The following is a 25,231-nucleotide window of genomic DNA, read 5'->3' as shown; positions in this document are numbered from 1 at the left end:
TGAGCCTTTTTCATCCTGAGTAGCGGTCGTCTTCGACGGCTTGCAGGACGAGGACGGCCTGCACGATCGGGGTGGCGCGGTGAGGGCAGCAGCGGAGCTTTGACAGCAGCTTCCACGCTTTCAGGGTCGCAATGGCGCGTTCGCCGAGGGCTCGGATGCGTGCGTGGGCGCGGTTGACGTCCTTTTGCCCGCGCGACAGCTGGGGACGGTGTCGGTGGCGCTTGAACGGGGTGCGGACCGTGCCTCCCGCGCCCTGGTAGCCCTTGTCGGCGAAGGTGACGACGCCGTTGGCGGTCAGGGCGTCGATCAGACCCACGATGCGGGATGCGGTCAGGTCGTGCACGGCCCCGGGGAGAGCCGGAGAGGCCCACACCAGGCGACCGGCGGGGTCGGCGAGGACCTGGACGTTCACCCCGTGGCGCTTGTGCTTGCCCGAGTAGTAGGGCTTCTGGTCGGCGACCCGGTCGATCGGGATGAGCGTGCCGTCGAGGATGGCGTAGGCCAGACGGGCGGCCCGGAGCGCGGCAGCCTGGACGTCGTCGGCCAGGGCGGCGAGCAGGTCGACCGACTCGCGCACGTACCGCCAGGCGGTGGTGGTGCCGATGGCGAAGCCGGCGGCCAGGCGGGCGTAGGTGTCCCCGTTCCGCAGGTGAGCCAGTACCAGCAGTGCCTGCTGTCTTGGCGTGAGGCGCCGCCACCGGCTGCGGCGTTCGGCGCGGCGGGCGCGGATGAGTTCGGCCAGACGGGTAAGGGTGCGGTTCGACAGGGGAATCGCGGCAGGGTAAGACAGCATCGAGGCTTCCGGTTGGGGCATCGGATCTTGGTCGACTGCTGTCTTACCGGGAGCCTCACCTCACTCCCAACTTGTCCGGCCAGCCCGCCTCCTGCGGCCATCCTGACCAGCGTGATCAGGATGAAAATGACTCATTATGCCCGCGGACGCCGGCAGACGAGGCCGGGGAACTGGGACAGGGCCAACGTCGTCCCGGGGGCGCTTTCGGGCACATGGCTCCGGAAAGCGCTCGCAAACGACGACAACGAACCTAAGACGGTCCGCCGGTTCCTTCAGCTTGCAGCAGCGTGCGGAGAGTTCCCCGCGGAACCCGGCACCAGGGAAGTCGATGGATGGCACCTCTATGAAGCGTTGACGGCTGCTCAACGCGCCGAGGCTTGACGACGCAACTGCTGAACAGCAGCGAAGTACAGCAACCGTGCCACACGAGCCCGTTCATGGAAATGCTGCCAGGGTAGCGGCATGGCCGATTTTGAGAAGACTGAGCTGAACATGTGAGTGCTCGTAGGCTGATCTCGGACGTGATGGACAGGAGGGAGGCTGTGGTGGCCGAGACGACGCCGACCGAGACGATGATGGCCGAGGTGACAGCCAAGCTGGCCGAGCTCGAGGACCCGAGGGCACGCGAGGTGAACGAGAAACACGGTGACGATCACGGTGTGAACCTCAGCAAGCTGCGCGCGCTCGCGAAGCGGCTGAAGACGCAGCAGGAACTCGCGTGCCAGCTCTGGGAGACGAATGACACCGCGGCGAGACTGCTGGCGATCCTGATCTGCCGCCCGAAGGCGTTCGAGCGTGACGAGTTGGACGTCATGCTGCGCGAGGCACGCACACCCAAGGTGCACGACTGGCTCGTGAACTACGTGGTGAAGAAGAACCCGCACTCCGAAGAGCTGCGCGTAACCTGGTCCGCCGATTCGGATCCGGTGGTCGCGAGTGCCGGCTGGGCGCTGACCACCGAACGCGTGACCAAGAAGCCTGAGGGCCTCGACCTCGCAGGGCTGCTCGACGTCATCGAGGCGGAGATGAAAGGCGCCCCGGATCGCCTGCAGTGGGCGATGAACAACTGCCTGGCTCAGATCGGGATCGAGCACGCCGAGCACCGCGCCCGTGCGATCGACATCGGTGAGCGCCTGGAGGTGCTCAAGGACTACCCGACTTCCCCGGGCTGCACGTCTCCGTTCGCACCCATCTGGATCACCGAGATGGTGCGCCGACAGCACGATAAGTAGGAAGGTTCGCGCTCACGCCCGTGCCGCGACTCCCTCCGAAGGCGACACCCGATACGAACCGCCCGTGAGAAGCCTCACGTCGCCTACTACGGCAGCCGCCAATTCCTAGCTGACCAGGACATTTGCTCGGTCGAGGCAGGTACGGCGGTGGAACCAGCGGGAACGTGCCTGGTGGCGGCGTTACTAGCTAGGATTTCGGTCTGCAACAACGCGACTGAGCACGGGCGGAGGCCGGATGCAGGGCGAACGCCTGAACGACGGACTGTCCGTGGCGGCTACCGGGAACGGCGCACCCCTGGTCTTCCTGGCTGGCCTCGGTCCGGGTGCCGACCTGTCCCACGGGGTCCCGCGAACCATGGCCCGGTCGGCCCGCGCCGTCGCGCTCGGATCTGGCCGCACGGTCCACTTGATCAACCGTCCCATCGACATGCCTTCCGGCACGACCATTGCCCGATTGGCCGGATGGCACGCCATCGCACTGCACGAGCGGTTCGGCAAACCGGTCGACGTCATGGGTAGCTCCGGTGGAGGCGTCACCGCGCTCCAACTCGCGATGGACCACCCCGAAGTTGTACACCGCCTGGTCATCTCCGTCGCCGCGAGCCGCGTCAGCGACCGCGGACGACATGACCTGCTACGGAGCGTCGAGATGGAACGCCGGGGGAAATCCGCCGCCTGGATCAGCAGCGGCCTGGTCGCACACGGACTCCTGCGCGTGGTCGTCGCGGCCATGTACGCGCTCGGCGCCAACCAACAGCGAGCCCCCGGTGAGGTCGCCCTCATCGAAGCCATTCAAGAGTGGGATGTGACGGCACGGCTGGGCGAGATCATCGCACCCACGCTCGTCGTGGGTGGCACCCGGGATCCCCTCGTCCCACCCGCACTCGTCGAAGCGACCGCACGCGGCATCCCGAACGCTCGGCTCCTCCTGCTCCGTGGCCGAGGCCACATGACAACGCTCTTCGACCCGCGCGCCACGCGGGCGACCACCGCCTTTCTCGACGGTAGGTGATCGTGCTGTTCACTACTCCAACCACGCGAGCATCGCGTACAGCAACGCGGACGGTCTCCTCGCGCCATACGCCGAGGCCTTGGAGCGAGTGACGGCCGAACGCGTCGAAGTGGTCGTAGACAGAGTTCAGCTGATCGTTCTGGATCGAGATGAGCGACTTTACCGCTGGACGGTCCAAGCTGACACGCCGTTCGGCGTTGAGAAACGCCTAGTACGGCATCTGCCATTGTCGGTGTGAGCTGGCGAGATGGCGGGAGGTCTGCGCTCATGGGAGCAGCCGCCTGACGATCATGTGTTTGTGAAGACAACAGAATCGAAGGCGGCTGCCGCTGCCAGGATAGGGGCAGGGCTGGCCCGCCGGAAACGAACCGAGCTGCTGGAGCGGCTGAAGTCGTGTTTCGCCCGGACCGGGACCTGGCAGCAGGCGGGAAAGTACGTGTCGGCCCTGGTCAGTGAGCTGCCAAAGCGAACGGGTGGACGATCGCCGAGCATGCCGGAGACCGGTCGCCGGACCGGACGCAGCGGCTGCTGAACCGGGCGGCCTGGGATGAGTCCGCTGCGATGAGCGGGATACGGCGGTTCGCGGCCGGCGGCCTGGATGCGGCCGCGTGGCGGCGGGGTCAAGTCCAGGTGGACGACGCGGTGGCCTGGTGGTCGCGGCGATCGACGAGACCGGGCAGGAGAAACAGGGCGGGCTCACGGCCGGGGTGAAGCGCCAGTACATGGGGTGCGCGGGCCGGGTCGCCAACGGCATCAACACGGTGCACCTGTCCTATATCCGGGACAGGATCGGGCACGCGCTGGCCGGCACGCGGCAGTGGATCCCGCACGAGCACATCGCCGATCCCGTGACGTCGCTGGTCATGGGCCTGCCGCTGGACCTGGAGTTTCGCACCAAGGGCCAGCTGGCCATCGACCTGTGTACCGACGCCTACGCCGATGGCCTGACCTTCGACTTCGTCTGCGGCGATGAGGTGTACGGCGGCTGCACTGGTCTGCGCGCGTTCCTGGAAGGCCGCGGCCAGGCGTACGTGCTGCGGGTCGCCTCCAACTTCACCCTCACCCTGGCCGGAACCAGCACCGGAACCAGCACCGGAACCAGCGCCGGAACGAGCGGCGGAACGAGCGGCGGAACAACGCTGACCTGCGTGCAGGCGGTCAAGCAGTTGGCCAGGGATAATCGGCGCTGGGAGGTGCGCTCCGCAGGTAAGGGCTCCAAGGGCGAGCGCTGGTACGCCTGGGCATGGATCGCCACCGCCTCACCGCGTCACCACCTGCTGGTCCGCCGCCACCTCAAGACCGGCAAGCTGGCCTTCCACTACTGCTACGTGCCCGAAGGCCGACCGGTGACCAAAGCCGTGCTGATCCGGACCGCAGGGCTGAGATGGCCGATCGAAGAGGACTTCGCGGTCGGCAAGGACTGCTTCGGGCTGGACCAGTGCCAGGCACGGCTCTACACCGCGATCCTGCGTCACATTGTGCTGGTCATGGCTGCCCTGGCCATCTGCGCCGTCACCGCCGCCCACCTGCGCGACCGCACCGACACCCAGGCCCCGCCGCCGGTCAGCCCGGATCAGGCTCCACCCGGCGACCCCGGGCTGATCCCGCTGACCGTCCCGGAGATCAGGCGCCTGCTCGCCGCTGTCCTGCAACCCGTACATCCGCCCGGTCATGCCACACACTGGCTGTACTGGCGACGCCGCCACCAGGCACGTTCCCGCTGGTTCCATCGCCGTACCCGCCTCGACCGAGCAAATGTCCTGGTCAGCTAGGAATTGGCGGCTGCCGTACTACGGCTGGAGAGCACGCCGTCCTGAGTAGGGGGCGTCGGCTTCGATGGCGTGCAGGACGAGGATGGCCTGCACGGTCGCGGTAGCGCGGTGAGGACAGCAACGGAGCCAGCACGATCAGGATAGAAATAGCCAAACTTGTTCCGGTCGGGTCTATATCGATTTTTCGGCGCTTTGGCCACTGTAAGGTTTTTTATCGGCATAGTAGTTTGCGTTCATGTTCAGCCCATTTGCCGCATGCCGGGCAGCCGCTCTACGACCCACGGTCGTCTGGGCGGCCGTCGCCGGGGTCATCGCCACCGGATCGCCGATGGCACTCGGCTCGTCCCCCGCGTACGCGGCGGATTCGGGCCCCTCCGCCAACGCCGTCATCGTCTGGGACCGTAACGCTCAGACTGCGATTTGGGACATCGCCGGTCAGCAGCCGCAGGTTCAGGCGCGCAGCTTCGCGATGGTGCACGGAGCGGTCTACGACGCGGTGAATGCGATCGCCGGCGCTCCCTACCAGCCATACCTGGGCGCACCGGCCGCCAATGGCACCGAATCGACGGACGCGGCCGTCGCGACCGCGGGTTACCTGGTGCTGCAAGCGCTGTTCCCCGACCAGCAGGCGAGGTTGAAGACCCAGTACGACGAGTCGCTGGGCGCGATACCCGACGGCACCGCGAAACAGCGTGGTATCACCGTGGGCACTCAGGCGGCCGATGCGATGATCGCCGCGCGGCGGGACGACGGGGCGTTCGGCGACCAGACCTGGCCCGTGGGCACCCGGCCCGGTCAGTGGCGGCCGACGCCGCCCACGTTCGCCTCGGACGGGGCGTGGGTCGGTCACCTCAAGCCGTTCCTCATTCCCAGCGCGTCCATGTTCCGTACGTCCGGCCCGCCTGCGCTCACCAGCCGCCGGTACGCCCGGGACTTCAACGAGGTCAAGACGGTCGGCTCGGCGACCAGCACGGTCAGGACGGCCGACCAGACGCAGGCCGCGATCTGGTGGCACGACCGGCATCTGGCCGAATGGGAGATCAAGCGTCAGCTCGCGACGCGGCAGCGACTGAACACCCTTCAGACCGCGCGGATGTTCGCGATGGTCGACCTGGCCGAAGCCGATGCCACGATCGCCTGCTACAACGAGAAGGCGGCATGGAACTTCTGGCGGCCGGTCACCGCGATCCGGCTGGCCGACACGGACGGCAACCCGGAGACGGCCGCCGACCCCGGCTGGACGCCGTTGCTCGTCACGCCGCCACACCCCGACTACACGTCCGGGCACACCTGTTTCACCGCGGCGAGCATGTCGGCGTTGAGGTACTTCTTCGGCCGGGACGACATCCCCTTCAGCGGCTACAGCGCCGACTCGGGTACCACCAGATATTTCCGCGGTTTCTCCCAGGCGCTCGCCGAGGTCGTCGAGGCCCGCATCTGGGGCGGCATCCACACCCGCACGGCAGACGTGCAGGGCGCGAAGATCGGCGCGCAGGTCACCGCCTACATGGTCGCGCACCACTTCAAGCCGAGGCCGAGGAGCCGGTGAGAGCCTCGCGGCCCCGCCACCGCGCCGATCCCCTACAGGATTCAATCAGCCTCCCCGCTGGCTGGTGGTTCTTTCTATGTACGCTGCCGGGCGGCTTGCGGCGCGGGCCGCGGGGGCGGGTCAGGGCAGGGCCCGGATGAGCGCGGGCAGCTGTCCGAGGGCGACGGACGGGCGGTCGACGGCGGGCGGGCCGACATAGAAGGCGGCCATGCCGACCTTCTCGGGCCCTTCGACGTCGGCCGTCCAGTTGTCGCCGACGAAGACGGTGTCGGCGGCGGTGACGCCGTGGCGGTCCAGGGCCGCGCGGAAGATCTCCGGGTCGGGCTTGCGCCGGCCGACATCGACGGAGGTGATCACGTCGGTGATGTGGGCGTCCAGGCCGAAGCGGCGCATCAGGCCGGGCACGAGTTGGGCATCGTGGGTGTTGCTGACCACGCTCAGGCGGTGGTCGGCGGCGAGGTCGGCCAGGCACTGAAGGGCGGAGAAGGCAGGGCGAATGTCGGCGGTCCAGGCCCGCAGGTACTCGGTGATGAGCAAGTCGATGTGCTCGGCGGCCGCGGCCGGGGCCCCGATCAGTTCGGCGTAGCGGGCGGCGATGTCGCTCATCGAGTGCTCGATGCCGGTGGCCTGCGCGTGGACTTCGAGTTCGTCCCAGGCACGCTGCCACAGAAGGCTGGACTCCTGCGGAGCCATCGCGACGCCGGCGCGGCGGCTGAAGGCGTGCGGGGCGTTGTGCGAGGGCGGGTGGTTCCCCGGGTCGTAGTCCACCAGGGTCCCGAAGAAGTCGAAGAAAACGTGCGTAGCCATGTCACTATTGAATTCCGATAAGCTCACTTATCGCTAATTGATCAAATGAGCCTTTTCCAACCTCCCACGTCACAAACAGCGCTCCCTGCCCCGCCGGCTACGGCGTGGCAGCCTCCGGCACGCGTAGGTGTCAGGGCTCAGCTGCGAGCGCGTCCTGGCATGGCTTGAGCCTGACGTCGACCCCGAGAGAGGGTCAGATCCCGGCTCAAGCCGCCGCAGCAGGAGCGGAATCCACGTGGGAGGCGCGTGACCGGGATCGTCAATCGGTCCGGGTGCGGAGGCTCCGCGCCAGGGCGGGGATCATCACCGTCGCAGGGACGAGGTGTAGCCCGAGGAGGGCGGTGGTGGTGGCGGTGTTTGCCCCGGAGAGGAGAGGCGGGACCAGCGAGATCGCGGTCAGCGACACTGCCGTCCACACGAATCGCTCGGCGGGGCGAGCGCTCCAACGAAGAAGAGCGACGGCAAGGACGATGCCCACGACCGAGAAGAAGCCGGTCACCACGGCGAACCCGGGCAATGGGATCGTCTCGCCACCATCGGGGATCTCGAAGTGGACGCCGACGGCCTGGGCAAGCGCAGCGGCGAGGGTGGTGGCCACCATCGCTGCGAGCGTGGCAACGAAGCCGGTGCCGGCGAGCCCGCGGAGTCGGTGGGTGTGGCTCGTCTGGCCCGATGCCGGGCCTGCGGCGACCCCGGTGTCATTCATGCTGTTCATGTCATCCTCCATCATTCGGTGACTGGCGTAGGGGTGTGTTGACTGGCATGTGACGGTCCTGGCCCTGGGGGTGACGATGCGCACCCGCGCCGTGCGACGGCCGGGGTTCCGCAGCGCGCGGACGCCGGTGCCGCGGAGCCAGAACCCGGCGCCGCGTCCGAGGACCGGCCCGGGCTCGCCGTCGCGCAGCTCCAACTGCACCCGCCCGCGGGTGACGCAGCCGAACGAGTCGCACCACTCGGCCGCGACCACCACGACACGCGCGCCACCTCGCAGCGCGAGCGTCCGCACCGGGACTACTCCGTGCCGTCCGCCGGCAGGCGCTCCGGCAGCCCGAGCCGCGGGAACTGGTCGTCGTGGAAGATGACGATCTCGGTGATCGCCCCGCCGGTGACGCGCAGGACGTCGATCGTCAGCGGCAGGTACGCGCCCTCCCGCTTCCGCCGCTGGTAGAAGGCGACGGCGGGCTGCCGGTTCACGGAGGTTTGGACGGCGCGCAGGTGCTTCATGCCCTCGAAGCCGCTCTCGACCCAGTCGTTCACCACCGCGTCGCGGCCGACGCACAGGCCCGGCGTGGGCGGCATCGAGCAGCGGACGTCGTCCCGCAGCAGCGCGGCGAGCCCGCCGATGTCCGTGGCCACGCTGGCGTCGGTGAAGCGGCGCACCAGCTCGCGCGTCCCGGCGTCCTCCTCGCCGCCGGTCCAGTCCTGCCGCTCGGCGGGCAGGTGCTCCCGCATGCCGGCGCGGGCCCGCTGCAGCGCGCTGTTCACGGAGTTGACGGAGTCCCCGAGGAGCTCCGCGACGTCCTTCGCCGGCCAGCCGAGCACGTCTCGCAGGATCAGCACGGCCCGCGGGCGCGGCGCGAGGTGCTGGACTGCGACCAGGTACGCCAGCTCGATCGTCTCCCGCGCGACGGCGACGTTCTCCGGCTCGTCCGCGTCGCCCGCGGGCAGCTCGTCGAGCAGCCGGTCCGGGTAGGGCTGCAGCCACAGCACCTCGCCGGCGGTCGCAGGCTCCGGGCGGCACTTGGCGAGCAGGTCCAGGCAGGCGTTGGTGGCGATCCGGTACAGCCAGGCCCGGAACGTCGACCGCCCCTCGAAGGTCTCCCGCCGCCGCCAGGCACGGAGGAACGTCTCCTGCACGGTGTCCTCGGCGTCCTCGAACGACCCGAGCATCCGGTAACAGTGCACGTGCAGCTCCCGCCGGTGCCGCTCCGCCAGCCCCGAGAACGCCGGCTCGTCGACCTCGCCCAGACCGCTCACGCCCAGCTCCTCCAGCCGCGTGTCCGCACTCATCACGTCATCCTTCCGCCTCGTCGTGTCCCGTCGTAGGTGTGACGGGTGCGGGCGCGACAACTCATCACCAGGGTCGGTCGGCATGGCTGATCCAGTGACGGATCCGGTGGCGGAGCACGACGCGCGGTACGGCGAGGAGGGCGCGGGTCCGCCGGACGGCGAGCTCGGTGAACGTCGCGGCGACCCGCAGCGCGGGATCCAGGCCAGGGCGACAGACATCGGCGTCGCGTCAGCCGGGAGGCCACGGCCGTGAGCTCCGAGGACTGCAGCGGGATCCAGGGCGTGAGTCACGCCATGGACTGTCTAATAACGGTGTCTGAAGGTTGTTGAAGGGGTTTTTGAAGGGCTGGCGGCCCGTTCGGCGCCCTCCTCGGCGACTCTCCAACAAATGATCGTTTCTTGAAGACCACCGACGACGTCAGCCGGCGCGAAGGCCCCGCGGTTCGGCGCGAAGGACGTCGGTCGCGATCTGGACGCAAGGACCGCAGATCCACACCCCTGGCCCGGCAACGAGCGGGCCAAGGTCCTTGCAGCCGCAGAACGAGCACGCGCGGTCAGGGGTCTTGGAGCGGCCGATTCTCCGGTGCCTGCGCTGGACGGGTGGAATCCATTCCTCCATCTCCTTCTTCACCCTGGCGGCGTCAACACCGAGATCGTTAAGGACTCGGCAGGGCGGAGGAGCCGGGATCGGTGGCCAGGCAGAACAGCACGTGCTCGGATCGGCACTGGGACTGGCCGCGCCGGGCGGCCAGGCGGCGGGCCTGGATGACGGCGCGCTCGGCGTCACCGTCTCCCACCACGCGGCGCTCTTCGCCATCGACACCAACGATCATCGCGGGCTCGAACAGACGCGCGTTGGCCTCACGGACCTTCTCCCGGCTGACGCCGAGCCGGTCGAGGATGTTGGCCGCGACGCCGACATGCAGCAGGCCGAGGAGCAGGTGCTGGGTGCCGGGAACACTGTCGTCCGCATCGGCCGCCGCCTGGGCGGCCTGCAGGCAGGCCGACAGGCGGGGCGCCATGATCACATGTTGGGCGGCATCGCCGATCAGGTCACTGACCTCCAGGCGGTGCGCGAACTTCTGCCGAGCAGCCTGCTTGGATACGCCGAGCCGTTCGCCGATCAGCGTCCAGGACACGTTCGCGGCCCGGGCGGCGCCGACGAAGTGCTCGGTCAGGTCGTCGGCTGCGGAACTGGCCTCGGCGGCGACCACGAGGGCGGTCTCCAGCAAGGCCAGCGGGTCATCGCTAGTCGCACGGTCCTGCACGGCGGCGATCAGATCTTGGACGTCCACCTCACCAATACGACAACCGTAAATTGTCGAATTTGAGGACAATCCCTGGTTGTCGATTCAGGAGGTCGGAAGCGGGTTGAGCAGCGGGCCAAAGATGTGCACCCCGATCTGCCAGGCGTCGCTCTGGCCGAGGATCTGCCCGGCGATCGCCGGATGCCCGTCAGCCCACGCCTGAGCCGCCTCGGTGCTGGTGAAGAAGTTGATGTACCCGCAGCACAGGTCGGCGGCGACCGAGGGCGCCTCCTCACGCTCTTCAGCGTCGGCACACGAGTCGGGTGGGCAGGTTCCGCAGTCGGCCGGTTGCCGGCCGTAGAAGACCACGGCCGAGGCGGGTTCCCACACGGGCGTGCTCCCGTCGGCGGGAACGAAGACGGTGATCGCCTTTCCGGCGCCGGACTCGGTGGCCTCGATCGTCACGTCCTTGCCGAGCATCGCCGCGATGCCGAGGGCGTCGATCGCACACATCGCATAGACCCGCGGCCCGCCGCTTATCCGGACCCGGTGCAGGGTCGGCGCCGGGGAGAACGGATAGGCGGCACTGATCGCCCCCGAACCGTCCAGGCGCAGGAAGTCGGCAGCGTGCAACCGGGCCAGCACCTGGGCACCGGTGACACCGTAGGAGGCGGCGACCTGATCCAGCTCGGCCATCGCGGGCGACGCTCCTGTCTGTGCGAAGGCCCGCAGCACGCGCTGGTGAACGGCTCGCAACCCGCCCTCGACCGGCGCGACCCGGCCGAGCCCGGAACGGCCGGCCGCTTGCGCGAGCGCGGCGGGAATCCGGGAGTCGGCGGCGTAACGGAGCGCCTCACGCAGGGCCACCATCGACGGCGCGCCACCGATGGGGCCGGTTTCGTCGTGGTAGAGACGGCACGACATGCTGGCCGGGGTGCCCGGTGTGGCGAACGCGTCAACCCCGTTGATCAGCAGGGTTGGAGAGCCGTGCATCCCCAGCCTGGCCGCTTCCGCCTCATTGTCGATCACGAGGTGGCTGATCGACGCGCCAGGGTGCTCGGCCAAGACCTCGGCCAGGCGCTCACGCAAGACGGCCTCGTTCGGGCAGTCCGGCACGGTCAACACGGTCAGCTCCAGCATGATGGCCTCCTGAACCTGGGCGGTTCGCGCTTACCAGGGACGGTAGGCCTTCCAGTGCACTGGAAGGTCAAGCGTAGGCTGGCGGCATGCGCATCGGAGTGCTGGCTGACCGAGCCGGGGTGAGCGCCAAGACCATCCGCTTCTACGAGGAGGCCGGGCTGCTGCCCCAGCCGCCGCGCACCAGCGCGCGCTACCGCGACTACCCCGAGGAGGCCGCATCGCGGTTGAGCTTCATCCGTGACGCCCAGAGCGCAGGCCTGACCTTGGCCGAGATTCGCGGCGTCCTGGCCATCCGCGACAGCGGCCAAGCCCCCTGCCGGCACGTCACCGGCCTGATCGATGAGCACCTGGCCCGGATCGAACAGCGCCTGGCTGAACTCGAGCAAGCCCGCCGGGCGCTGCACGGGCTGCGTCGCCGCGCGCAGGCCACCGACCCTGCCGACTGCGTCAGCGAAGACGTGTGCAGCATCCTCGCTGGCCCATCCACCCGCACGGCGGCCGGCGACCCTCAGCCCGAGGGGGCCGACCACTCCACCAGCGGCGGGCGGACCGCCGCGCACAACGGCTGACCCTTGGCGTCGGTCAACCCCAACCGCGCCACCAAGACACCTCCCGCCACGGCGTCCTCCAGCACTTGGGCGGGGATCGCGTCCAGCCACAGCTTGGCCCGCCGGAACATCGCGAACGCCCCGGCCTCATCCACCGTCCCCCACGACAGGTAGACGAACCGGCCTCCCGGCCTGCCCTGCACGAACGGGCCACGCAGATCCCAACCGGACTCCGTCCGGGTGGGCGTCGCTTCCAGTTCCCAGGCCGCCGACGGTGCATCGCCCGGCGTCAGGCCGAGCAGCTCTTCGCGGCGCTCGCGCCGTTGCACGCCGACACGGATGTTGGCGTAGCCGGGGAAGTCCGGATCCCGCCCGCACTCGCGTCCCGGCAGCTCGGATGCCTCGATACGAATCAGCACCTGCCCATCATGTCCAGGCCAAGACAGCAGCGGCCGGAGCCGGCCCGTTCTGGTCATGGCTGGGCGGGCAACCGGCCGAGGCTCCGGCGCTCGTTCGGGTTCGCCGTACCTCGCCATAGGGGCGAGGCCCAGTTCGGCGATCCCGACGGGCACCGGGCGGCGAGGCCCGGTGCCGTTGCCCTGCCTGCTTGTAGTCAGCCGCCGGTTATCTGGCGTGCCCCGCCGACACCAAGGTGATCGCTAGGGCGAGGTGACTCAGGTGATGATCGCCCATTTCTGTTCGTCGATGTTGTCGCACTTCCACTGGCTCGCCATGTTGGTGTCCCTGCCGTCCAGGCACATGCCGCTGTGGCGTGCGCTGAGTTCGAGGTTGCGGCTGACGCCGCGGACCTGCCATTGCTGGTTGGGGGTGTTGAAGCGGGTGTACTGGATGACCGGCGCATATTCATTGAGGCTGGATTGCCCGACGTCCGAGGAATAGTGAAGACCTGTGGATCGGCGTGTCATGCAGCTTGTTGGTCCCGTCCTGATTCCTGGCGCTGGTTTCTTTGTCGTTCGATGAGGATGGGCCTGGAGAGCCTCCTCGACCCTAGACTCGAGCCATGGACAGGACCGACCGCGCCAGCCGGATGATCGCGGCACCACCGACGACTGTCTACGGCGCCCTCCTCGACCGGGAGTCCCTCGAGGCCTGGTTGCCGCCGGACGGAATGCGCGGGCAGATCGAGCGGTGGGATCCCCGGCCTGGTGGCGGGTTCCGGATGGTCCTCACTTACCTCGACCCCACCGACAGCCCCGGCAAGACTTCAGATGCGACGGATGTCGTAGATGTCGGGTTCGCCGACCTGATGCCATCGGAGCGCGTGGTGCAGCGGGCGGTATTCGAGGCCGATGACCCGTCGTACGCGGGCACCATGACGATGACCTGGCACCTTGCTGCCGCCGGTGACGGGACCGAGGTGACCGTCACCGCCACGGACGTGCCACCCGGTATCGACCAAGCGGTACACGAGGCCGGGATCGCCTCCTCGCTGGCCAACCTGGCGTCGTACGTCGAAGGGGCAGGTTGACTCAGGTCGGCTGCGACCGGGGGGCCAGCCACGTCGTCGGGATGCGGTCGAGCACCCGTCTGGTGAGGTTGTTCCAAGCGGCGTGAGCCTCGGGTCGTTCGACGAGGTGTCCGTGTTCGAAGCGGGCTCCGGCATGGACCAGGGCGACGAGGTGGGGCGCGTTCACTGCGCGCCAACGGGCCTGGGCGGACTCGACGAGCTTGCACACCATCGCCAGCGCCCCGGCGCGCGAGCCGGCCCGGCCGTGGTGACCTTCCTCGGCTGGTGGTATCCATTGCGGACCACCAGACGGCGCCCGGCCGCGTCCCGTTCCTCGGCCAGCTCGCCTATGTACGCGTTGACTTCGGCCTCCAGGGCGGCGGCCAGCATCCGCCTCGCGACGCCGACGGCGCCACGCCCTGGCTTGCCGCTCCCCATCTGAGGGTGCCGACGGCCCGCGTTCCCTCGCCCAGGGAGTCGGTGGCGGGGATACCGGGCGAGGTTCTCGTGCAGCGAGGAGAAGCTCCGCCACCGAAAGCAGGAGCGGGCGAGCGCCCAGAATCTCCTGGCATACCCATCAGAATGATTTCTGTCCGATATGGCCCGATAGCGCGATGGATGCACGGATTCCACGTAGGGATGTGCGCCAGATTCTCCGCCAGGCGATCCATAGCGTTCCGAGCATTCGGGCCCAAGCCACTTCCAACCACTCCACAAGAAGATCCAGAGACGATCACCATCGCCTTCAGCCGGCAGGCCCTCGGGGACCCGGCCGCTCACCGCCAGGAGAGCGGGCCGCGCCGCCTCCATGGTCAAGCTGCGGAAGAAGGTCGACACCATCCGTCGCAAAGCCGAGCAGCCAGTCCTAGAAAGCTCCTTCATTGAGTAACCTGCGTCACCACCTGTCACTTTGCGTCGCGTCCTCTCTGGTGCGACAGAGCAATCTCGGCGATCTGATCGGCGAGCACAACTGGGCCGTGGACATCACCACCGGAACGATCACGTTCGGTGAGAGCCTCAGCTTTCCCATCCAGCTCCTGGGAACGGAAAGCGACGACGACCGGACATGGCTCTGGGCGTGGGCGAACACGCGGAGCAACATCCCGCACGAGCTCGTGCACGCCGTCGCTTGGCTGCGGGAGTACGGACATCGACACCACATCCCGGAGCTGACGGAGGCGACGCTGCCTCTTGATCACGCCGACGGGCACACGCTCGCTCTGCTGTCGGCGGGCCTGACCGGGCTCTGCTACTACCGCGGCCCATACCAGGGCGGAGCCGCCTACTTCCTCCTGCAGAACGTGCCGCACTCGGTGCTGGCGCCCACGGGGCCCGAAGACGTCGTCCCGGTCCTGTCCCAAATCATGGAGATGTACGACCTCGACCACCGTACGCTGGTCGAGAACTTCCTGATCCAGCAGGGCTGGCATGTCCAGACGACGCAGGCCACGCTCGTGGGCCGGCATCCCGGCGGATCGAACCTGCATCTGGAGTTCGACGAGCATGGGCGGGCAGGCGGAATACGCCTCACGTTTCAGCACGATTGAGCCCGATCCGGCGCCCCTTCCGCCGGCTCATTGGATGCTCGATAATCAAGCCGCGCGGACCACAGGAACTACGACAGATGCGAGGTGGCCTCGTCACATGACCGTCGAGGCCACATCAGCGCTGATGCGCTAGACGAGGCGCTGTGGACGGACGACCCGAGGGGGTCGGCGCAGCGCGACCTCCACGTCGGGCTGTGCCAGGGCATGGTGTCGAGCAGCGGTCGCGCGCCTCCCCACCCTGGGGGCTGCACGTAGACGTCGCCACAAGCGCAGTGCTCAGGCTTTATCGCCGGGTTCGATCTCGTAGGTGCGCTGGCGCAGGCGGCCCTGCACGATCACGCGCGTGCCACGCTGGAGGGATTCGGCGACGTGCTCGCCGAGCTCACGCCAGGCATTGCACGCCAGGAACAGGCTGGTGCCGTCCCACTCTCCCGTCTGCCGGTCCTGGTAGCGGGGCGTGGAGGCGACGCGGGAGCATACGACGGCGTGACCGCCCGCGGTGAGGCGGAACAGGGTGTTCGATCTGGGTCGTCTGTCCGCAGCGGCCGCAGGTGCTCAGGTCGGTCGGGCCGAGGTGTGTCGAGGGTGAGGCTCATGTCCTGCCCGTTTCGCCGGAACCCGCGCCCGGGGTCCATGCCGTGTTCTGACGAGGGAGGACCCGCAGGCGGAAAGGGAGGAGAGGCAACCGAGCGGCCGGCGCGGAGTGAGCGGAGCGAAAGCCCGGTTGCGTGGACGACCTCGCCTGCGACACTGACCGGCCAGAACACCGGGCATGCCGAGCAGACCTTGCGGGCTGAGCGGAGCGTACGTCAGGAGGCCGGGGCGACACGCTTGGTATAGGACGTGACGGGCGTGGCCTCCACGTGGTGGACCCCGTCCAGAGAGCCGATCCGGTCACTGATGTAGGTGTAGAGGGCGCCCTCGTCACGGCACACGACGATGGCGAGCAGGTTGTGCGGGCCGGTGATGGCCCCCACGAACGCCGCCTCGGCGTCCGCAGCCAGGGTCCCGGCGACTGAGGCGAGCCGGGCCGGGGCGACCGTCAGCCACAGCAGGCACTGGACGGTGTAGCCGAACAACACCGAGTCGACCTCGACGTCGAACCGGACCGCCCCGGACCGGCACAGTTCGTCCACCCGGCGGCGTACGGCAGACTCCGACCAGCCGACGTGGCGGGCGAGGCGCGGATAGGTGGCCCGGCCGTCGGCGGCCAGGACGGGCAGCAGGCGGCGGTCGAGGTCGTTCAGGCGGACTGCGGCGGCGCCGTCGGGGGCGAGCGGCCGGAGTGCGGCGATCTGTTCGGCGGTCAGGGCCGACGTTCGGCCGCGCCAGCAACGGCCCATCAGATGGCGCAGCACGCGGTGGGCCGTCACATCGCGGATCCGCCGATGACGGGTCAGCTCCCGCAACGGCGCTGGGCCCGCCTCCGGTGTGCGGACGATGCAGGCGATCTCGGTGTCGCTCGACAGAACGGTCACCCAGGCGGTGTCGGGACGTCGCGCCAACGCGCGGGCGAGGTCGGCGGCCCCCGCAGGCTCGACTCTCAGCCGTACCAGCCACTCACCGTGACCCGTGCCGCCGCTGCCGGCGACCCCGGTGACGCGGGCGGCACCGGCGAAGCGCAGCCGCGCGAACCGCCGGGCCACCGTACGGTCCGACACGTCGAGGACCTCCGCGATCCTGCTGAAGGGGGCGCGCCCGTCCACCTGTAGCGCGTGGAGCAGCCGTAGGTCGAGCGGGTCGAGCGTGACGGAATCCACCCGATCATGGTAGTCCGGTGTCGGATCCCGGCGTGGGGACCGCTCCTGGGGGACGAGGCGGCAGCGACTGGCGCAGGATCGGCCGCATGAAAGGTGCGATTCACGCTTTTCACCACACCGCCCTCCTGACCCGCGACCTGGACGGGCTGGAACGGGCCTACAGGTCTTCCGGGTTCACGCTGAGCCCACGTTCCCGCCACCTGCTCACCGAGCGGCCCGGAGAGGAGCCGGTCGCCGGGTGCCCGACCAACCGGTGCGCCCTGTTCGGCGGCGCCTACATCCAGCTGCTGGGCATCGTCGAGGAGACCGCGCCCCGCTCCTGGAACACCAGGGCCATCGCCGATCAGTGCGAAGGGTTCCGGCTCCCCAACTTCGACACCTACGACGCCGAGGCGGCCGTGCGGCTGACCGGCGCCGGGCTGCGGACCTCGGGCGTACTCGACCTGCAGCGCGAGGTAGACACCGAGGACGGCCCCGCACCATGCGCTCCCGCGCCGTCCAGACGCCTCCGAGGTGCTGCCCGGCGAGCCCGCTCCGGCAGCGTCCTACCTGGCCGCCATACCGTACGGGTTGAGGACGTCACCGCCGCCCGCGAGATCGTCGAGACCTTCGACCCGGCCGACCGACGACGGGTTCCTCATGTCCGCGCGCACGCCTACGGCGCCACCCTGTTCTTCACCGCCCGCTGACCCGCCGCGCCCCGCGGCTCGACGCCGCTCGCGACTCCGGGGCGTCCCCTTTCACGTACGGCGGGAAGCGACGCCCAGGCCGTCTCGCCCACCCGACGGAGCACCCCTTTCCGAAAGGACAATCATGTTCGAGACCCTCATGTTCCTCCTGATCCCCTGGCTGGGGTTCCGCCTCCTGGGTGGACTCGGCCTTGCCCGGTTCGCCACCTGGCGGATCAGCGCGGCACACGCGCTGGCCGTCATGCTCGTGCTCACCGGCAGCGCGCACTTCGTCCCCGACAGCGTCACAGTGATGCCCAGCCACGGCGACCTGACAGCCATGGTCCCGCCGTTCGTGCCGTTCCCGGACCTGATGGTCTACGCGACCGGCGTGTTCGAGCTGCTCGGCGCCCTGGGACTAGTCCTCGCCGCGACTCGCTCCGCCGCCGGAATCTGCCTTGCGACGCTGTTCGTGCTGCTGCTCCCGGCGAACGCGTACGCTGCGGTCGAAAGCGTCCCGCTCAACGGCGACCCCGCCACCCCCCTGTGGTTCAGGATCCCCGAGCAGATCCTCTACATCACGATCGCCCTCTGGGCGACCAGGCCCATCCGCACCGCCACGACGGAGCGCCCCGTGCCGTACGAGCCCGGCGGGGCGACGGTAGGCCGTGCCAGATCGACATGAATACTCAGTTCGCATACCGAGTACGCGCAAGCAAGCCCCAAGCCCGGGTGCTGTCCGTCGACGGGGGCATCGACCGCGGCACCCTCGACTACGACTCGCTGCGCGGCATTGAGCCGGAGAACCCGACGCTCTTCCAGTCGCGGTCAATCGACACGCCGGGATCGGTGGCGGGCCGCTCCGGCGAACCTGTGATGTCGGAAAGAACCCCTCGCCGAACACAACCTGCGGCATAGGGCGACGGCGAGTGATCCTGGCTCACATCGCGAGCGTGTATCCCCGGGTGTCGAGGTCGAGCGCGAGCAGTTCCCGGCGGTCGTGGCCGGCGAAGGTCACCTGCGGCCAGTCGGCGAACCGGCTGACGGTGGTCGAGGGGACGCAGTGCCCGGGGACGACGATCCTTTCCAGGTGCGCCAGGTCCCGCCGATGCCGTAGCAGGGCGGAGAAGTCGAACCGGTGGGCGTCGTTGACCTTCCACAGGTCGAGGGTGGCCAGCCTCGCGACGACCGGAGAGGTGCCCAGTGTCGTGGGATCCACGTGTGTTTCCCACAGAGCGAGGTGGCGGAGGGCGGGCAGGGAGAGGTTGACCAGCATGTCCAGCAGGGAGGGCGTGTGCTCGTCGGTGCCGTACGCCACGAGCGTGTGCAGCCGGGGCGCCCCGTCCCGAAGCAACTGCGCCACCTGCCACGCGGGACACTCCAGCGCTCGCAGGCCGGGGTATCGCCCCGCGACCGGCGCTTCGACGAGGTCGTCGCGCTGGCTCAAGAGGCACAGGTGGCTGAGCCGGTCACCGGCCGAGTAGGAGCTCAGGACCGGGTCGAGATGGGCGGTGCCGCCCCAGGTGCGGATCCGAAGCGAGCGCAGCCGGCTCATGTGTTCGCCGGCGAGCAGGCTCCGGAGCCGGTGCCGGCCCATGAGATCGATCCGCCAGGGCTCGTGCCTAGGGTCGAAGCCCAGCTGGCCCGGTGTCATGCCCTTGGCGGTGGCCAATCCGTCGACGAGTGAGACCACATCGTGCCCATCGATGTACGCGTGTATCGCGGGTCCGTCCGGGATCAGGAGGAGGTGGTCGTCCAGCAGGCCGTAGAAGGACACCTGGGAGTCGATCGCCTCGATCGCCGCTCGCTCGGCGTCCCGTGCCGCCTGATCGTCCTCCCACAGCCGCAGCGCCTGTGCCTTGATGAGCTCGCCTCGGGCGCCGCCGACCTTCGCGGCGAACGCGAACGCGTATCCGGCGTCGTCCGCCGGGGTGCCCAGGACGCTGCGCGCGGCCTCCTGCGTGCGGGGGGAGTATCCGCCGGCGACGTATCGGTCCACGGCCAGCTCGAAGTGCACGGCGGCGACGTCCTCGTCCACGTGGTCGATCAGCACCTCGGCCCGGCTTCCGTGACGTTCGCTGACCCGGGACCTCTGCCGTCGCAGCTCCACGCGCGTGTCGCATGGACCGGCCAGCCACATGGTCACATCGGGAGGCATCACGATGGGATTGTCGCCGATCGGGAACACGGGGTTCGCCCCTCGGGTCATCACCTTCGTCCCGGACGGTGGGGAAGATGCCCGCCCAGCCACCACGCTCGTGTCCGGGCGCATCCGAACCCTGGTCGGCGTGTTATCTCGCGCGAGCAGCACGGACAGGCGGCGTCCGCGTACCTCCCAGCGCAGCAGCGCGGCCTGTGGCCCGCTCATGTGCCGTAGCGCTGCCACGGCAAGCGACCTTCGAAGGTGACTCCGAAGACGTCAGGGCGAGTACGCCATCCGCCGTCGCGCCGCCCAAGCGGGCCGTCGGCGCGACGGCCGTGGAACTCCTGCTGCGCCGCCTGCGCAGCGGGTCCGCGCTGCCGGTCCACCATGTCGAACTGCGACCCGAGCTGAAGGTCAGCGCCTCCTGCGGCACCGCGCCGGCCGGCTGACCCGGCTCAGGGCCGGGCGGCGCGTTCGATCGCCACTCCCACCCCGTCGAGCAGGTGGTCCAGGCCAGCGCGGAAGTCGTCGTCCGGACCAGCCTCCGGGTGGGGGGCGAACACCCCGGCCTCGACCGCGTGGGCCAGCGCCGGGAACCGGCCGGGGTCGGCGAGCTCGGTGAGCAGGGCGGCGTATGCCCCGTCGGCCCCTTCCTCTGGTTCGGCGGTCATGGATGTCAGGAGCTGGGCCGCGCCGCGCACGTAGTGCAGCACCAGCATGACCACCGAGAACCGGGCCCGCGGGTCCAGCGGCGTGCCGCCGAGGGCCCGCAGCGCGGCGTCCAGCCAGGCGAGCTGGCCGGGGTCCACGGGCGGGGAGTTCACCAGCTGGACGATCCACGGATGCCGCAGGTAGACGCCGAACAGCTCGACGGCCCACCGGGTGAGTGAGCCGCGCCAGTCGGCCGGCGCCGTGCCGAACTCCGGCGGCGGGCCTGGCGCGGCGGCCAGCATGAACAGCTGCAGGTCGTCCTTGCCGGCCACGTGCCGGTACAGCGACATGGGCGCGCAGCCGAGCCGTTCGGCGAGCCGGGCCATGGACAGCGCCGCCAGGCCCTCCTCGTCGGCGAGGGCGACGGCCGCCGCCACGATCCGCTCCAGGCTGAGCGCGGGCGTGCGTCCCCGCCCCTTCGGCTTGGCCCGCCCCCACAGCACGTTCAGCGCCTGCGGCAGCTCGTCTCCGATGTCGTCCGGCATTCCAGGGAGCTTACCAGTTTGCGTATGTCCTACGCGTTGCGTATATAGTACGCACTAAGCGTATGACATACGCATCTACTCGACCGTCTCCCTTGGAGCCGTCATGCACACGACGATCGACAGTCCTCCGCCGGTGCCGGCCCGCCGGCGTCCGTGGTGGCGGCGCCGCTGGACGGTGCCGCTCGGCCTGGTCACGGCCGGGTTCCTCGCGTTCTCGCTGCCGCCGTACCTGACCGGGGACCCGTCGCTGTCCCGGGTGCCGCAGCCAGAGGGGTTCGGCCTGCACTACCCGCTGCTCGTGGCGCACGTGCTGTTCGCCTCGGTCGCCATGGTCACCGCGTTCTTCCAGGTGTGGCCCTGGTTCCGCCGGAGGCACCCGGTGTGGCACCGGCGCGCCGGGCGGGTCTACGTGTTCGCCGGGGTGCTGCCGGCCGGCCTGACCGGCCTGGTCATCGGGGCGCGCACCCCGTTCGGGCCGTTCCTCGCGGTCAGCGACGTTCTCCTCGCCTTGCTGTGGCTCGCCTTCACCGTGGCGGGCTGGCGCGCCGCCCGCGCCCGCCGGTACGCCGACCACCGGCGCTGGATGCTGCGCAGCGCCGTGCTGACCTACTCCATCATCACCAACCGGGTGTGGACCGGGGTCCTGATCATCGCCTTGCCCCCGCTGCAGGACACCGTCTTCCACGGCGACCCCGACCTGATGGCGTGGACGATCTCCGGGCTGTCCGGCTGGCTCGGCTGGACGATCCCGCTGCTGGCCGTGGAGTGGTACCTGGAGCGCGAGGTGGCCCGCCGCGGCCGCCGCACCGCGCTCGCGGCCTGATGCCGGAACGATCCCGGAACGACCGCCCGCCCCGGAACCGCCGCCGCCGGTTCCGGGGTGTTCGCGTTCGCGGAGGGCCTGAACTGCGCACAGATTGTGACGACAGCCTTGTTGTACGAGTGAGCGAACACCTCGGCGGCGATGGAGCCCTGATCGTCGACGAGACCGGTTTCCTCAAGAAGGGCTGCCGATCGGCCGGGGTGCAACGTCGAGTTGAAGATCGCGTGGGCTCCGCCCCCTCACCCCAGCCCTCCGACGGAGATGAATTGACAGCTACAGTAATCGCCGCTCAGCTCGGCGTTGCCGACTTCGTGTACACGCAACCGGTCGTCCACGAGAGATCGTCTAATGACGAAGTGGGCGACGGCCTTCTCATCGTCGGAGAGCGTGGAGCTGTCCTTGAGGTCAAGAGTCGTGAGCCGGGTGTCGGTTTGCAAGACTCGCAGGAAAAAGCCGAGAGCTCGGTACGGAAGTTCATCAACGCAGCTGCCCGGCAGGGAAGCGGTAGCAAACGAACGATACAGAAGCATCAAGGATTAGGCCGCCCGCTTCAGGCCATCCCTGTCAGAGCGTTCGAATTCCCCGAGGAAATTCGGGAGACGTTCGCCCTCGAGCTGTCCGCAGACTGCGACAAGTGGCCGACCATCGTGGTCGTGGACCACCCCCAGGATCCGCAGTTCGCCATCACCCCTCCGCCCGGTGTCTTCTGCATCTCGCTGAATGACTGGAGAGAACTACTTAAGTGTGTTCGCTCCGTGACGGGCGTTCTGCTCTATGTGGAGCGGGTCATGGGCTCGACCCTCACAACGGTGTTCGGCGCGGAGCATCTCCGCTTCGCCAAGGTCTGCGAGGCAGATCGACTCAGCGCACGGATCACCTATGTCTCAACCGTGGTTCTCCCTCGCGGCCATTGAAGATCCTCTCGGCGTAGAACTTTACCGAGACATGATCACCAAGGTCTGGAACGGCCAACTCCGTGGTTCGCGCCCTGCGCTTACTCCTCAAGAGGTACGCCTCATCATGGCTTTCCTTGATGACGCTCCTATCTCTCATCAAGCCCTGATCGGTAGGTGGACCCTCCGCAAGCGGGATGAGATCCGGGGAAGTGTCCGGACGGCAAGTGGCTGCTCTGTCTTCCAAGACCGTCTCTTCGTTTACATGTGCAGCTCCGCTGATGCATGGAGCAATTACGACGCATGGGTTGCCGAGCTCGGCGCTCTCATGATGGTGCGACTACTCCACTGGCGCGAGTCGCGAGGCAGCTCAGCAATGGCCCTTGGGATTGGTGTCCGAGAAGTCGACAACGGGGTCGAGTACACATACCTCTACACGTCGGGACCAGTCGCCGTCCCAGCCGACATACGCGCTCACATCGAATGGAAGTATGGGGTGGCCAATCTCGCCCATGGGTCTAACCGGCCCATGACGCCCGGACGTAATGACCCCTGCCCGTGCGGCAGCAGATCCAAGTTCAAACGCTGCCATGGCGCCCCTGGTCGGCGGGAAGCCTGATACGACCTGGCGTTGGTGTCTCGGCGCCCGGCTTGGGCTGCCGGTCGGAGCGCGGCGCCTGAAAGTCCTCCATTACCGAGACGGCTTTGCGTGTGACCTCGAACTCCCTCTAGGCCATCTGGTGGTGTCGATCAGGGGACCGTCCGGCTTATTGCCTACGGTTGCTCAGCCGTACCAGTACTGTAGCTGTCGCGAGAACCGAGCGCACGAGCTGACGGACTGCATACAGCTTGTAACCGGTGCGGATGGCGATGGCGGGCCACATGGCTAAGATCTATACATGCACGCACTCGACGAGACGGGATACCGGTAGGCGGTATATGAAAGGGCCGCCCGATTTCGGTCAGCCCTGGAACAGGGCGGCCTCCAACTACGCAGCCTCACCGGTTTCCCACGCGGCTCATGCGGCGACACCTGCGAAATGCTCGGCCAGTTCCTAATTGACTCCGGACTCGGTAACTGGTCCTACCGATCCGGGGTCCGTTCAAAACCGTCCTTTTTCACGCACGCCTGGCTCGAACGCAATGGGTTGTTACTTGACATCACGGCAGACCAGTTCGACGACGTCTCAAATCCTGTCCTGCTCACCGAGGACCGGAGCTGGCACCTGCAGTTCGCCAACGACTGCAGCCCTCGAGTCGCGAGCCTCCAATGGTTCGCGAATCACGACCACCGTGCGGCGGCGCACGCTGATTACCAGCTTCTCAAACAGCGTGCAGAGGCCTGACTTATAAACATCCCCCGGCGGCTGACCGCTGAAGCTTGAAAGCGGCGCGGACCTGCGAGACATGGCGCAGATCCGCGGCCGCCATCAAAATGGGGTACCAGAACCCCAACGGTGACTCAGGTCAGGTATCACTGGTTCCGCTGGGCACGCTGACCAGCCGCCTTCTCCGGGCAGTTCCCGACTCCTTGGCGCTCGGCGGGACGGTGATGAGCGCGGCAGTGGATTCGGCGGCGGCCTTGGCCACTTCGGGGAGGACGGTGGCGTAGGTGTCGCGGGTGAAGGTGGAGGAGACGTGGCCGAGGGTTTCCTGGACGACTTTCAGCTCCACGCCGGCGGCGCGCATCAGGGAGGCGGCGCCGTGGCGGAGGTCGTGCAACCGGAGCGGCGGCAGGTCCGCCTCGTAGCACATCCAGTAGAACTGGTCGGTGACGTGCTGCGGGTGGAGCGGCCTGCCGTACTCGTCGGTGAAGACGAATCCGCTGTCGGTCCAGTCCTCACCTGCTTTGAGACGTTCTTTCGCCTGCCGCCTGCGATGCTCCTTCAAGATGGTGAGTGTTTCGGTGTCGAGAGCGAGCCGTGTGCCGGCCCTGGTGGATCGCCTCGACCAAGGTGCCTTCGGCACGACGAACGACTCGACGAGAGGCGCGGAGACCTCCGGCGCGCAGGGCGGGCGCGGTCGGGCGGCTCTGCTGGACCGCCGCGAGCTCCCTGCCGGCGACCTCGGTCTGGTACCGCTGCCCGGCCAGGGCCTTGGCGAGGTCGACGTTCTGCCGTCTTCAGCCGCGCCTCGGCCTCCTGCATCCTCGTGACGGCCTGGGCCTCGAATTTGACTGCCTCGTCGAGCCGCCGCTGGTAGTCGGCGAGCGGGTAGTTTCGGGATATTGCGGCACGATCTCGTGAGGATCCCCAGCTCGCGTGTGAGCAGCCGGGCGAGCTCGGCGGCGCCTGCTCGACAGCCCACGTCAGCGCCTGCCGCAACTCCGCCTTCGCTCGCTCATGGGACAACTCCGCGGTAGGTTCGGCTCGGTGCAATAGCTCTGATGAGGGTGGGAACTCTCCGCGTTGAAGACTCCCCCGAGGCCCGCATCACTCACCGCAACGGCTACCGCGATCTGCCGACCGCTGCCGCCGGCGACCTGGAGCTGGAGATCCCCAAACCCCGGTCCGGATCGTTCTTCCCCTTCTGCTGGAACACCGCCGCACACCCCGCGCCGTCGCAGGTGTCGACGCCGACGTGAAGCAGCCCTCTGCACCGCACCAGACGGAACTCGCAAAAT

The 25,231-nt window shown here is 68.5% G+C and carries 26 protein-coding genes and 6 pseudogenes; 16 read left to right on the top strand and 16 right to left on the bottom strand.

Features of this window, described 5'->3' with window-relative positions; all coding sequences use genetic code 11:
- Positions 1-10 precede the first annotated feature (10 nt).
- Positions 11-793, bottom strand: a complete 783-nt coding sequence (locus tag ACQEVJ_RS20040) for a transposase family protein (protein ID WP_433103118.1) — start codon at positions 791-793, stop codon at positions 11-13.
- A gap of 572 nt (positions 794-1,365) precedes the next feature.
- Between ACQEVJ_RS20040 and ACQEVJ_RS20035 the strand changes: the two genes are divergently transcribed.
- From ACQEVJ_RS20035 to ACQEVJ_RS20015, 5 genes and pseudogenes are all read left to right on the top strand, one after another.
- On the top strand, positions 1,366-2,025 hold the full coding sequence (locus ACQEVJ_RS20035) for a DNA alkylation repair protein (RefSeq protein WP_433112857.1): 660 nt from the start codon (positions 1,366-1,368) through the stop codon (positions 2,023-2,025).
- 235 nt (positions 2,026-2,260) lie between these two features.
- The gene (locus ACQEVJ_RS20030) at positions 2,261-3,037 is read left to right on the top strand and encodes an alpha/beta fold hydrolase (protein ID WP_433103116.1); all 777 of its coding nucleotides are present in this window, start codon (positions 2,261-2,263) and stop codon (positions 3,035-3,037) included.
- Between the two features lie 298 nt (positions 3,038-3,335).
- A pseudogene (locus ACQEVJ_RS20025) lies at positions 3,336-3,587 on the top strand (IS701 family transposase); the annotation flags it as partial.
- A 100-nt stretch (positions 3,588-3,687) separates the two neighbouring features.
- Entirely contained in the window at positions 3,688-4,809 is a 1,122-nt protein-coding gene (locus ACQEVJ_RS20020) for an IS701 family transposase (RefSeq protein ID WP_433103114.1), read from the top strand.
- Positions 4,810-5,044: 235 nt separating this feature from the next.
- Positions 5,045-6,358, top strand: a complete 1,314-nt coding sequence (locus ACQEVJ_RS20015) for a phosphatase PAP2 family protein (RefSeq protein WP_433103112.1) — start codon at positions 5,045-5,047, stop codon at positions 6,356-6,358.
- Positions 6,359-6,478: 120 nt separating this feature from the next.
- Here ACQEVJ_RS20015 and ACQEVJ_RS20010 read toward each other — a convergent pair whose 3' ends face one another.
- From ACQEVJ_RS20010 to ACQEVJ_RS20000, 3 genes are all read right to left on the bottom strand, one after another.
- Positions 6,479-7,165, bottom strand: coding sequence for an HAD family hydrolase (locus ACQEVJ_RS20010; protein WP_433103110.1), 687 nt, complete (start codon positions 7,163-7,165; stop codon positions 6,479-6,481).
- A 259-nt stretch (positions 7,166-7,424) separates the two neighbouring features.
- Positions 7,425-8,171 (bottom strand): DUF6069 family protein, encoded by a 747-nt coding sequence (locus tag ACQEVJ_RS20005; protein WP_433103108.1) that lies wholly within the window; start codon positions 8,169-8,171, stop codon positions 7,425-7,427.
- Positions 8,172-8,176: 5 nt separating this feature from the next.
- Positions 8,177-9,175 carry an RNA polymerase subunit sigma-70 gene (locus tag ACQEVJ_RS20000; protein ID WP_433103106.1) on the bottom strand — a complete coding sequence of 333 codons (999 nt, stop codon included), beginning with the start codon at positions 9,173-9,175 and terminating at the stop codon, positions 8,177-8,179.
- Between the two features lie 82 nt (positions 9,176-9,257).
- On the opposite strand from ACQEVJ_RS20000, the gene ACQEVJ_RS19995 reads away from it, so the two are divergent.
- Entirely contained in the window at positions 9,258-9,428 is a 171-nt protein-coding gene (locus ACQEVJ_RS19995; RefSeq protein ID WP_433103104.1) for a hypothetical protein, read from the top strand.
- Between the two features lie 165 nt (positions 9,429-9,593).
- Here the strand turns inward: ACQEVJ_RS19995 and ACQEVJ_RS19990 are convergent, their stop codons facing one another.
- Genes ACQEVJ_RS19990 through ACQEVJ_RS19980 form a run of 3 tightly spaced genes read right to left on the bottom strand, consistent with a single transcriptional unit; the run spans position 9,594 to position 11,562 of the window.
- The gene (locus tag ACQEVJ_RS19990; RefSeq protein WP_433103102.1) at positions 9,594-9,794 is read right to left on the bottom strand and encodes a ClpX C4-type zinc finger protein; all 201 of its coding nucleotides are present in this window, start codon (positions 9,792-9,794) and stop codon (positions 9,594-9,596) included.
- Between the two features lie 37 nt (positions 9,795-9,831).
- Positions 9,832-10,470: a Clp protease N-terminal domain-containing protein gene (locus ACQEVJ_RS19985; protein ID WP_433103100.1), complete on the bottom strand. Its 639-nt coding sequence runs from the start codon at positions 10,468-10,470 to the stop codon at positions 9,832-9,834.
- Between the two features lie 57 nt (positions 10,471-10,527).
- A complete protein-coding gene (locus ACQEVJ_RS19980) occupies positions 10,528-11,562 on the bottom strand; it encodes an alkylmercury lyase family protein (RefSeq protein WP_433103098.1) in 1,035 nt (344 codons plus the stop codon).
- Positions 11,563-11,648: 86 nt separating this feature from the next.
- Here ACQEVJ_RS19980 and ACQEVJ_RS19975 point away from each other — a divergent pair, with 86 nt between their 5' ends.
- Positions 11,649-12,131, top strand: a complete 483-nt coding sequence (locus tag ACQEVJ_RS19975) for a heavy metal-responsive transcriptional regulator (RefSeq protein ID WP_433103096.1) — start codon at positions 11,649-11,651, stop codon at positions 12,129-12,131.
- On the opposite strand, the gene ACQEVJ_RS19970 is transcribed toward ACQEVJ_RS19975, so the two are convergent.
- On the bottom strand, positions 12,071-12,529 hold the full coding sequence (locus tag ACQEVJ_RS19970; RefSeq protein ID WP_433103094.1) for a DUF5990 family protein: 459 nt from the start codon (positions 12,527-12,529) through the stop codon (positions 12,071-12,073). The two genes, ACQEVJ_RS19975 and ACQEVJ_RS19970, sit on opposite strands and share 61 nt — an antisense overlap.
- 255 nt (positions 12,530-12,784) lie before the next feature.
- On the bottom strand, positions 12,785-13,036 hold the full coding sequence (locus tag ACQEVJ_RS19965; protein WP_433103092.1) for an RICIN domain-containing protein: 252 nt from the start codon (positions 13,034-13,036) through the stop codon (positions 12,785-12,787).
- Positions 13,037-13,131: 95 nt separating this feature from the next.
- Between ACQEVJ_RS19965 and ACQEVJ_RS19960 the strand changes: the two genes are divergently transcribed.
- The gene (locus ACQEVJ_RS19960) at positions 13,132-13,599 is read left to right on the top strand and encodes an SRPBCC family protein (RefSeq protein ID WP_433103090.1); all 468 of its coding nucleotides are present in this window, start codon (positions 13,132-13,134) and stop codon (positions 13,597-13,599) included.
- Position 13,600: 1 nt separating this feature from the next.
- Here ACQEVJ_RS19960 and ACQEVJ_RS19955 read toward each other — a convergent pair.
- A pseudogene (locus ACQEVJ_RS19955) lies at positions 13,601-13,834 on the bottom strand (hypothetical protein); the annotation flags it as partial.
- Positions 13,831-13,977: pseudogene (locus ACQEVJ_RS19950) on the bottom strand (IS256 family transposase); the annotation flags it as partial. The pseudogenes ACQEVJ_RS19955 and ACQEVJ_RS19950, both read right to left, overlap by 4 nt.
- Positions 13,978-14,459: 482 nt before the next feature.
- On the opposite strand from ACQEVJ_RS19950, the gene ACQEVJ_RS19945 reads away from it, so the two are divergent.
- A complete protein-coding gene (locus ACQEVJ_RS19945) occupies positions 14,460-15,125 on the top strand; it encodes a DUF6882 domain-containing protein (protein ID WP_433103088.1) in 666 nt (221 codons plus the stop codon).
- A 282-nt stretch (positions 15,126-15,407) separates the two neighbouring features.
- Here ACQEVJ_RS19945 and ACQEVJ_RS19940 read toward each other — a convergent pair.
- Positions 15,408-15,638 (bottom strand): annotated as a pseudogene (locus tag ACQEVJ_RS19940) (single-stranded DNA-binding protein); the annotation flags it as partial.
- A 296-nt stretch (positions 15,639-15,934) separates the two neighbouring features.
- Positions 15,935-16,885: an AsnC family transcriptional regulator gene (locus ACQEVJ_RS19935; RefSeq protein ID WP_433103086.1), complete on the bottom strand. Its 951-nt coding sequence runs from the start codon at positions 16,883-16,885 to the stop codon at positions 15,935-15,937.
- An 86-nt stretch (positions 16,886-16,971) separates the two neighbouring features.
- On the opposite strand from ACQEVJ_RS19935, the gene ACQEVJ_RS19930 reads away from it, so the two are divergent.
- The 3 genes and pseudogenes from ACQEVJ_RS19930 to ACQEVJ_RS19920 form a co-directional block, all read left to right on the top strand.
- Positions 16,972-17,574, top strand: a complete 603-nt coding sequence (locus ACQEVJ_RS19930) for a VOC family protein (protein ID WP_433103084.1) — start codon at positions 16,972-16,974, stop codon at positions 17,572-17,574.
- Between the two features lie 124 nt (positions 17,575-17,698).
- Positions 17,699-18,238 carry a DoxX family protein gene (locus tag ACQEVJ_RS19925; RefSeq protein WP_433103082.1) on the top strand — a complete coding sequence of 180 codons (540 nt, stop codon included), beginning with the start codon at positions 17,699-17,701 and terminating at the stop codon, positions 18,236-18,238.
- A 32-nt stretch (positions 18,239-18,270) separates the two neighbouring features.
- A pseudogene (locus ACQEVJ_RS19920) lies at positions 18,271-18,372 on the top strand (endonuclease NucS); the annotation flags it as partial.
- Positions 18,373-18,493: 121 nt separating this feature from the next.
- On the opposite strand, the gene ACQEVJ_RS19915 reads toward ACQEVJ_RS19920, so the two are convergent.
- Positions 18,494-19,762: a hypothetical protein gene (locus ACQEVJ_RS19915; protein WP_433103080.1), complete on the bottom strand. Its 1,269-nt coding sequence runs from the start codon at positions 19,760-19,762 to the stop codon at positions 18,494-18,496.
- A 389-nt stretch (positions 19,763-20,151) separates the two neighbouring features.
- Complete coding sequence (locus ACQEVJ_RS19910) at positions 20,152-20,892, bottom strand: TetR/AcrR family transcriptional regulator (RefSeq protein ID WP_433103078.1); 741 nt, start codon at positions 20,890-20,892, stop codon at positions 20,152-20,154.
- A 103-nt stretch (positions 20,893-20,995) separates the two neighbouring features.
- Between ACQEVJ_RS19910 and ACQEVJ_RS19905 the strand changes: the two genes are divergently transcribed.
- The 3 genes from ACQEVJ_RS19905 to ACQEVJ_RS19895 all read left to right on the top strand — a co-directional run bounded on the left by ACQEVJ_RS19905 (position 20,996) and on the right by ACQEVJ_RS19895 (position 23,227).
- Complete coding sequence (locus ACQEVJ_RS19905; RefSeq protein ID WP_433103076.1) at positions 20,996-21,715, top strand: DUF2306 domain-containing protein; 720 nt, start codon at positions 20,996-20,998, stop codon at positions 21,713-21,715.
- Between the two features lie 119 nt (positions 21,716-21,834).
- Positions 21,835-22,629 carry a hypothetical protein gene (locus tag ACQEVJ_RS19900; RefSeq protein WP_433103074.1) on the top strand — a complete coding sequence of 265 codons (795 nt, stop codon included), beginning with the start codon at positions 21,835-21,837 and terminating at the stop codon, positions 22,627-22,629.
- Complete coding sequence (locus ACQEVJ_RS19895) at positions 22,595-23,227, top strand: YecA family protein (RefSeq protein ID WP_433103072.1); 633 nt, start codon at positions 22,595-22,597, stop codon at positions 23,225-23,227. Before ACQEVJ_RS19900 ends, ACQEVJ_RS19895 begins: the two co-directional genes overlap by 35 nt.
- An 848-nt stretch (positions 23,228-24,075) precedes the next feature.
- On the opposite strand, the gene ACQEVJ_RS19890 is transcribed toward ACQEVJ_RS19895, so the two are convergent.
- On the bottom strand, positions 24,076-24,498 hold the full coding sequence (locus ACQEVJ_RS19890) for a tyrosine-type recombinase/integrase (RefSeq protein WP_433103071.1): 423 nt from the start codon (positions 24,496-24,498) through the stop codon (positions 24,076-24,078).
- A 496-nt stretch (positions 24,499-24,994) separates the two neighbouring features.
- Here ACQEVJ_RS19890 and ACQEVJ_RS19885 point away from each other — a divergent pair.
- A pseudogene (locus ACQEVJ_RS19885) lies at positions 24,995-25,135 on the top strand (transposase); the annotation flags it as partial.
- Between the last annotated feature and the right edge of the window lie 96 nt (positions 25,136-25,231).

The organism is Microbispora sp. CA-102843, from assembly GCF_050936215.1.
GTDB lineage: Bacteria > Actinomycetota > Actinomycetes > Streptosporangiales > Streptosporangiaceae > Microbispora.
Note: the sequence above shows the minus strand (reverse complement) of the source record. Positions and strands in the feature narration are given on the sequence as shown.

What these genes read in the sequence shown, in the direction of transcription:
- ACQEVJ_RS20040 (WP_433103118.1), bottom strand. Translation starts at nt 793, where the DNA reads ATGCTGTCTTACCCTGCCGCGATTCCCCTGTCGAACCGCACCCTTACC.
- ACQEVJ_RS20035 (WP_433112857.1), top strand. Translation starts at nt 1,366, where the DNA reads ATGATGGCCGAGGTGACAGCCAAGCTGGCCGAGCTCGAGGACCCGAGG.
- ACQEVJ_RS20030 (WP_433103116.1), top strand. Translation starts at nt 2,261, where the DNA reads ATGCAGGGCGAACGCCTGAACGACGGACTGTCCGTGGCGGCTACCGGG.
- ACQEVJ_RS20015 (WP_433103112.1), top strand. Translation starts at nt 5,045, where the DNA reads ATGTTCAGCCCATTTGCCGCATGCCGGGCAGCCGCTCTACGACCCACG.
- ACQEVJ_RS20010 (WP_433103110.1), bottom strand. Translation starts at nt 7,165, where the DNA reads ATGGCTACGCACGTTTTCTTCGACTTCTTCGGGACCCTGGTGGACTAC.
- ACQEVJ_RS20000 (WP_433103106.1), bottom strand. Translation starts at nt 9,175, where the DNA reads ATGAGTGCGGACACGCGGCTGGAGGAGCTGGGCGTGAGCGGTCTGGGC.
- ACQEVJ_RS19995 (WP_433103104.1), top strand. Translation starts at nt 9,258, where the DNA reads ATGGCTGATCCAGTGACGGATCCGGTGGCGGAGCACGACGCGCGGTAC.
- ACQEVJ_RS19990 (WP_433103102.1), bottom strand. Translation starts at nt 9,794, where the DNA reads ATGGAGGAATGGATTCCACCCGTCCAGCGCAGGCACCGGAGAATCGGC.
- ACQEVJ_RS19980 (WP_433103098.1), bottom strand. Translation starts at nt 11,562, where the DNA reads ATGCTGGAGCTGACCGTGTTGACCGTGCCGGACTGCCCGAACGAGGCC.
- ACQEVJ_RS19975 (WP_433103096.1), top strand. Translation starts at nt 11,649, where the DNA reads ATGCGCATCGGAGTGCTGGCTGACCGAGCCGGGGTGAGCGCCAAGACC.
- ACQEVJ_RS19965 (WP_433103092.1), bottom strand. Translation starts at nt 13,036, where the DNA reads ATGACACGCCGATCCACAGGTCTTCACTATTCCTCGGACGTCGGGCAA.
- ACQEVJ_RS19960 (WP_433103090.1), top strand. Translation starts at nt 13,132, where the DNA reads ATGGACAGGACCGACCGCGCCAGCCGGATGATCGCGGCACCACCGACG.
- ACQEVJ_RS19930 (WP_433103084.1), top strand. Translation starts at nt 16,972, where the DNA reads ATGAAAGGTGCGATTCACGCTTTTCACCACACCGCCCTCCTGACCCGC.
- ACQEVJ_RS19925 (WP_433103082.1), top strand. Translation starts at nt 17,699, where the DNA reads ATGTTCGAGACCCTCATGTTCCTCCTGATCCCCTGGCTGGGGTTCCGC.
- ACQEVJ_RS19915 (WP_433103080.1), bottom strand. Translation starts at nt 19,762, where the DNA reads ATGACCCGAGGGGCGAACCCCGTGTTCCCGATCGGCGACAATCCCATC.
- ACQEVJ_RS19910 (WP_433103078.1), bottom strand. Translation starts at nt 20,892, where the DNA reads ATGCCGGACGACATCGGAGACGAGCTGCCGCAGGCGCTGAACGTGCTG.
- ACQEVJ_RS19905 (WP_433103076.1), top strand. Translation starts at nt 20,996, where the DNA reads ATGCACACGACGATCGACAGTCCTCCGCCGGTGCCGGCCCGCCGGCGT.
- ACQEVJ_RS19895 (WP_433103072.1), top strand. Translation starts at nt 22,595, where the DNA reads ATGTCTCAACCGTGGTTCTCCCTCGCGGCCATTGAAGATCCTCTCGGC.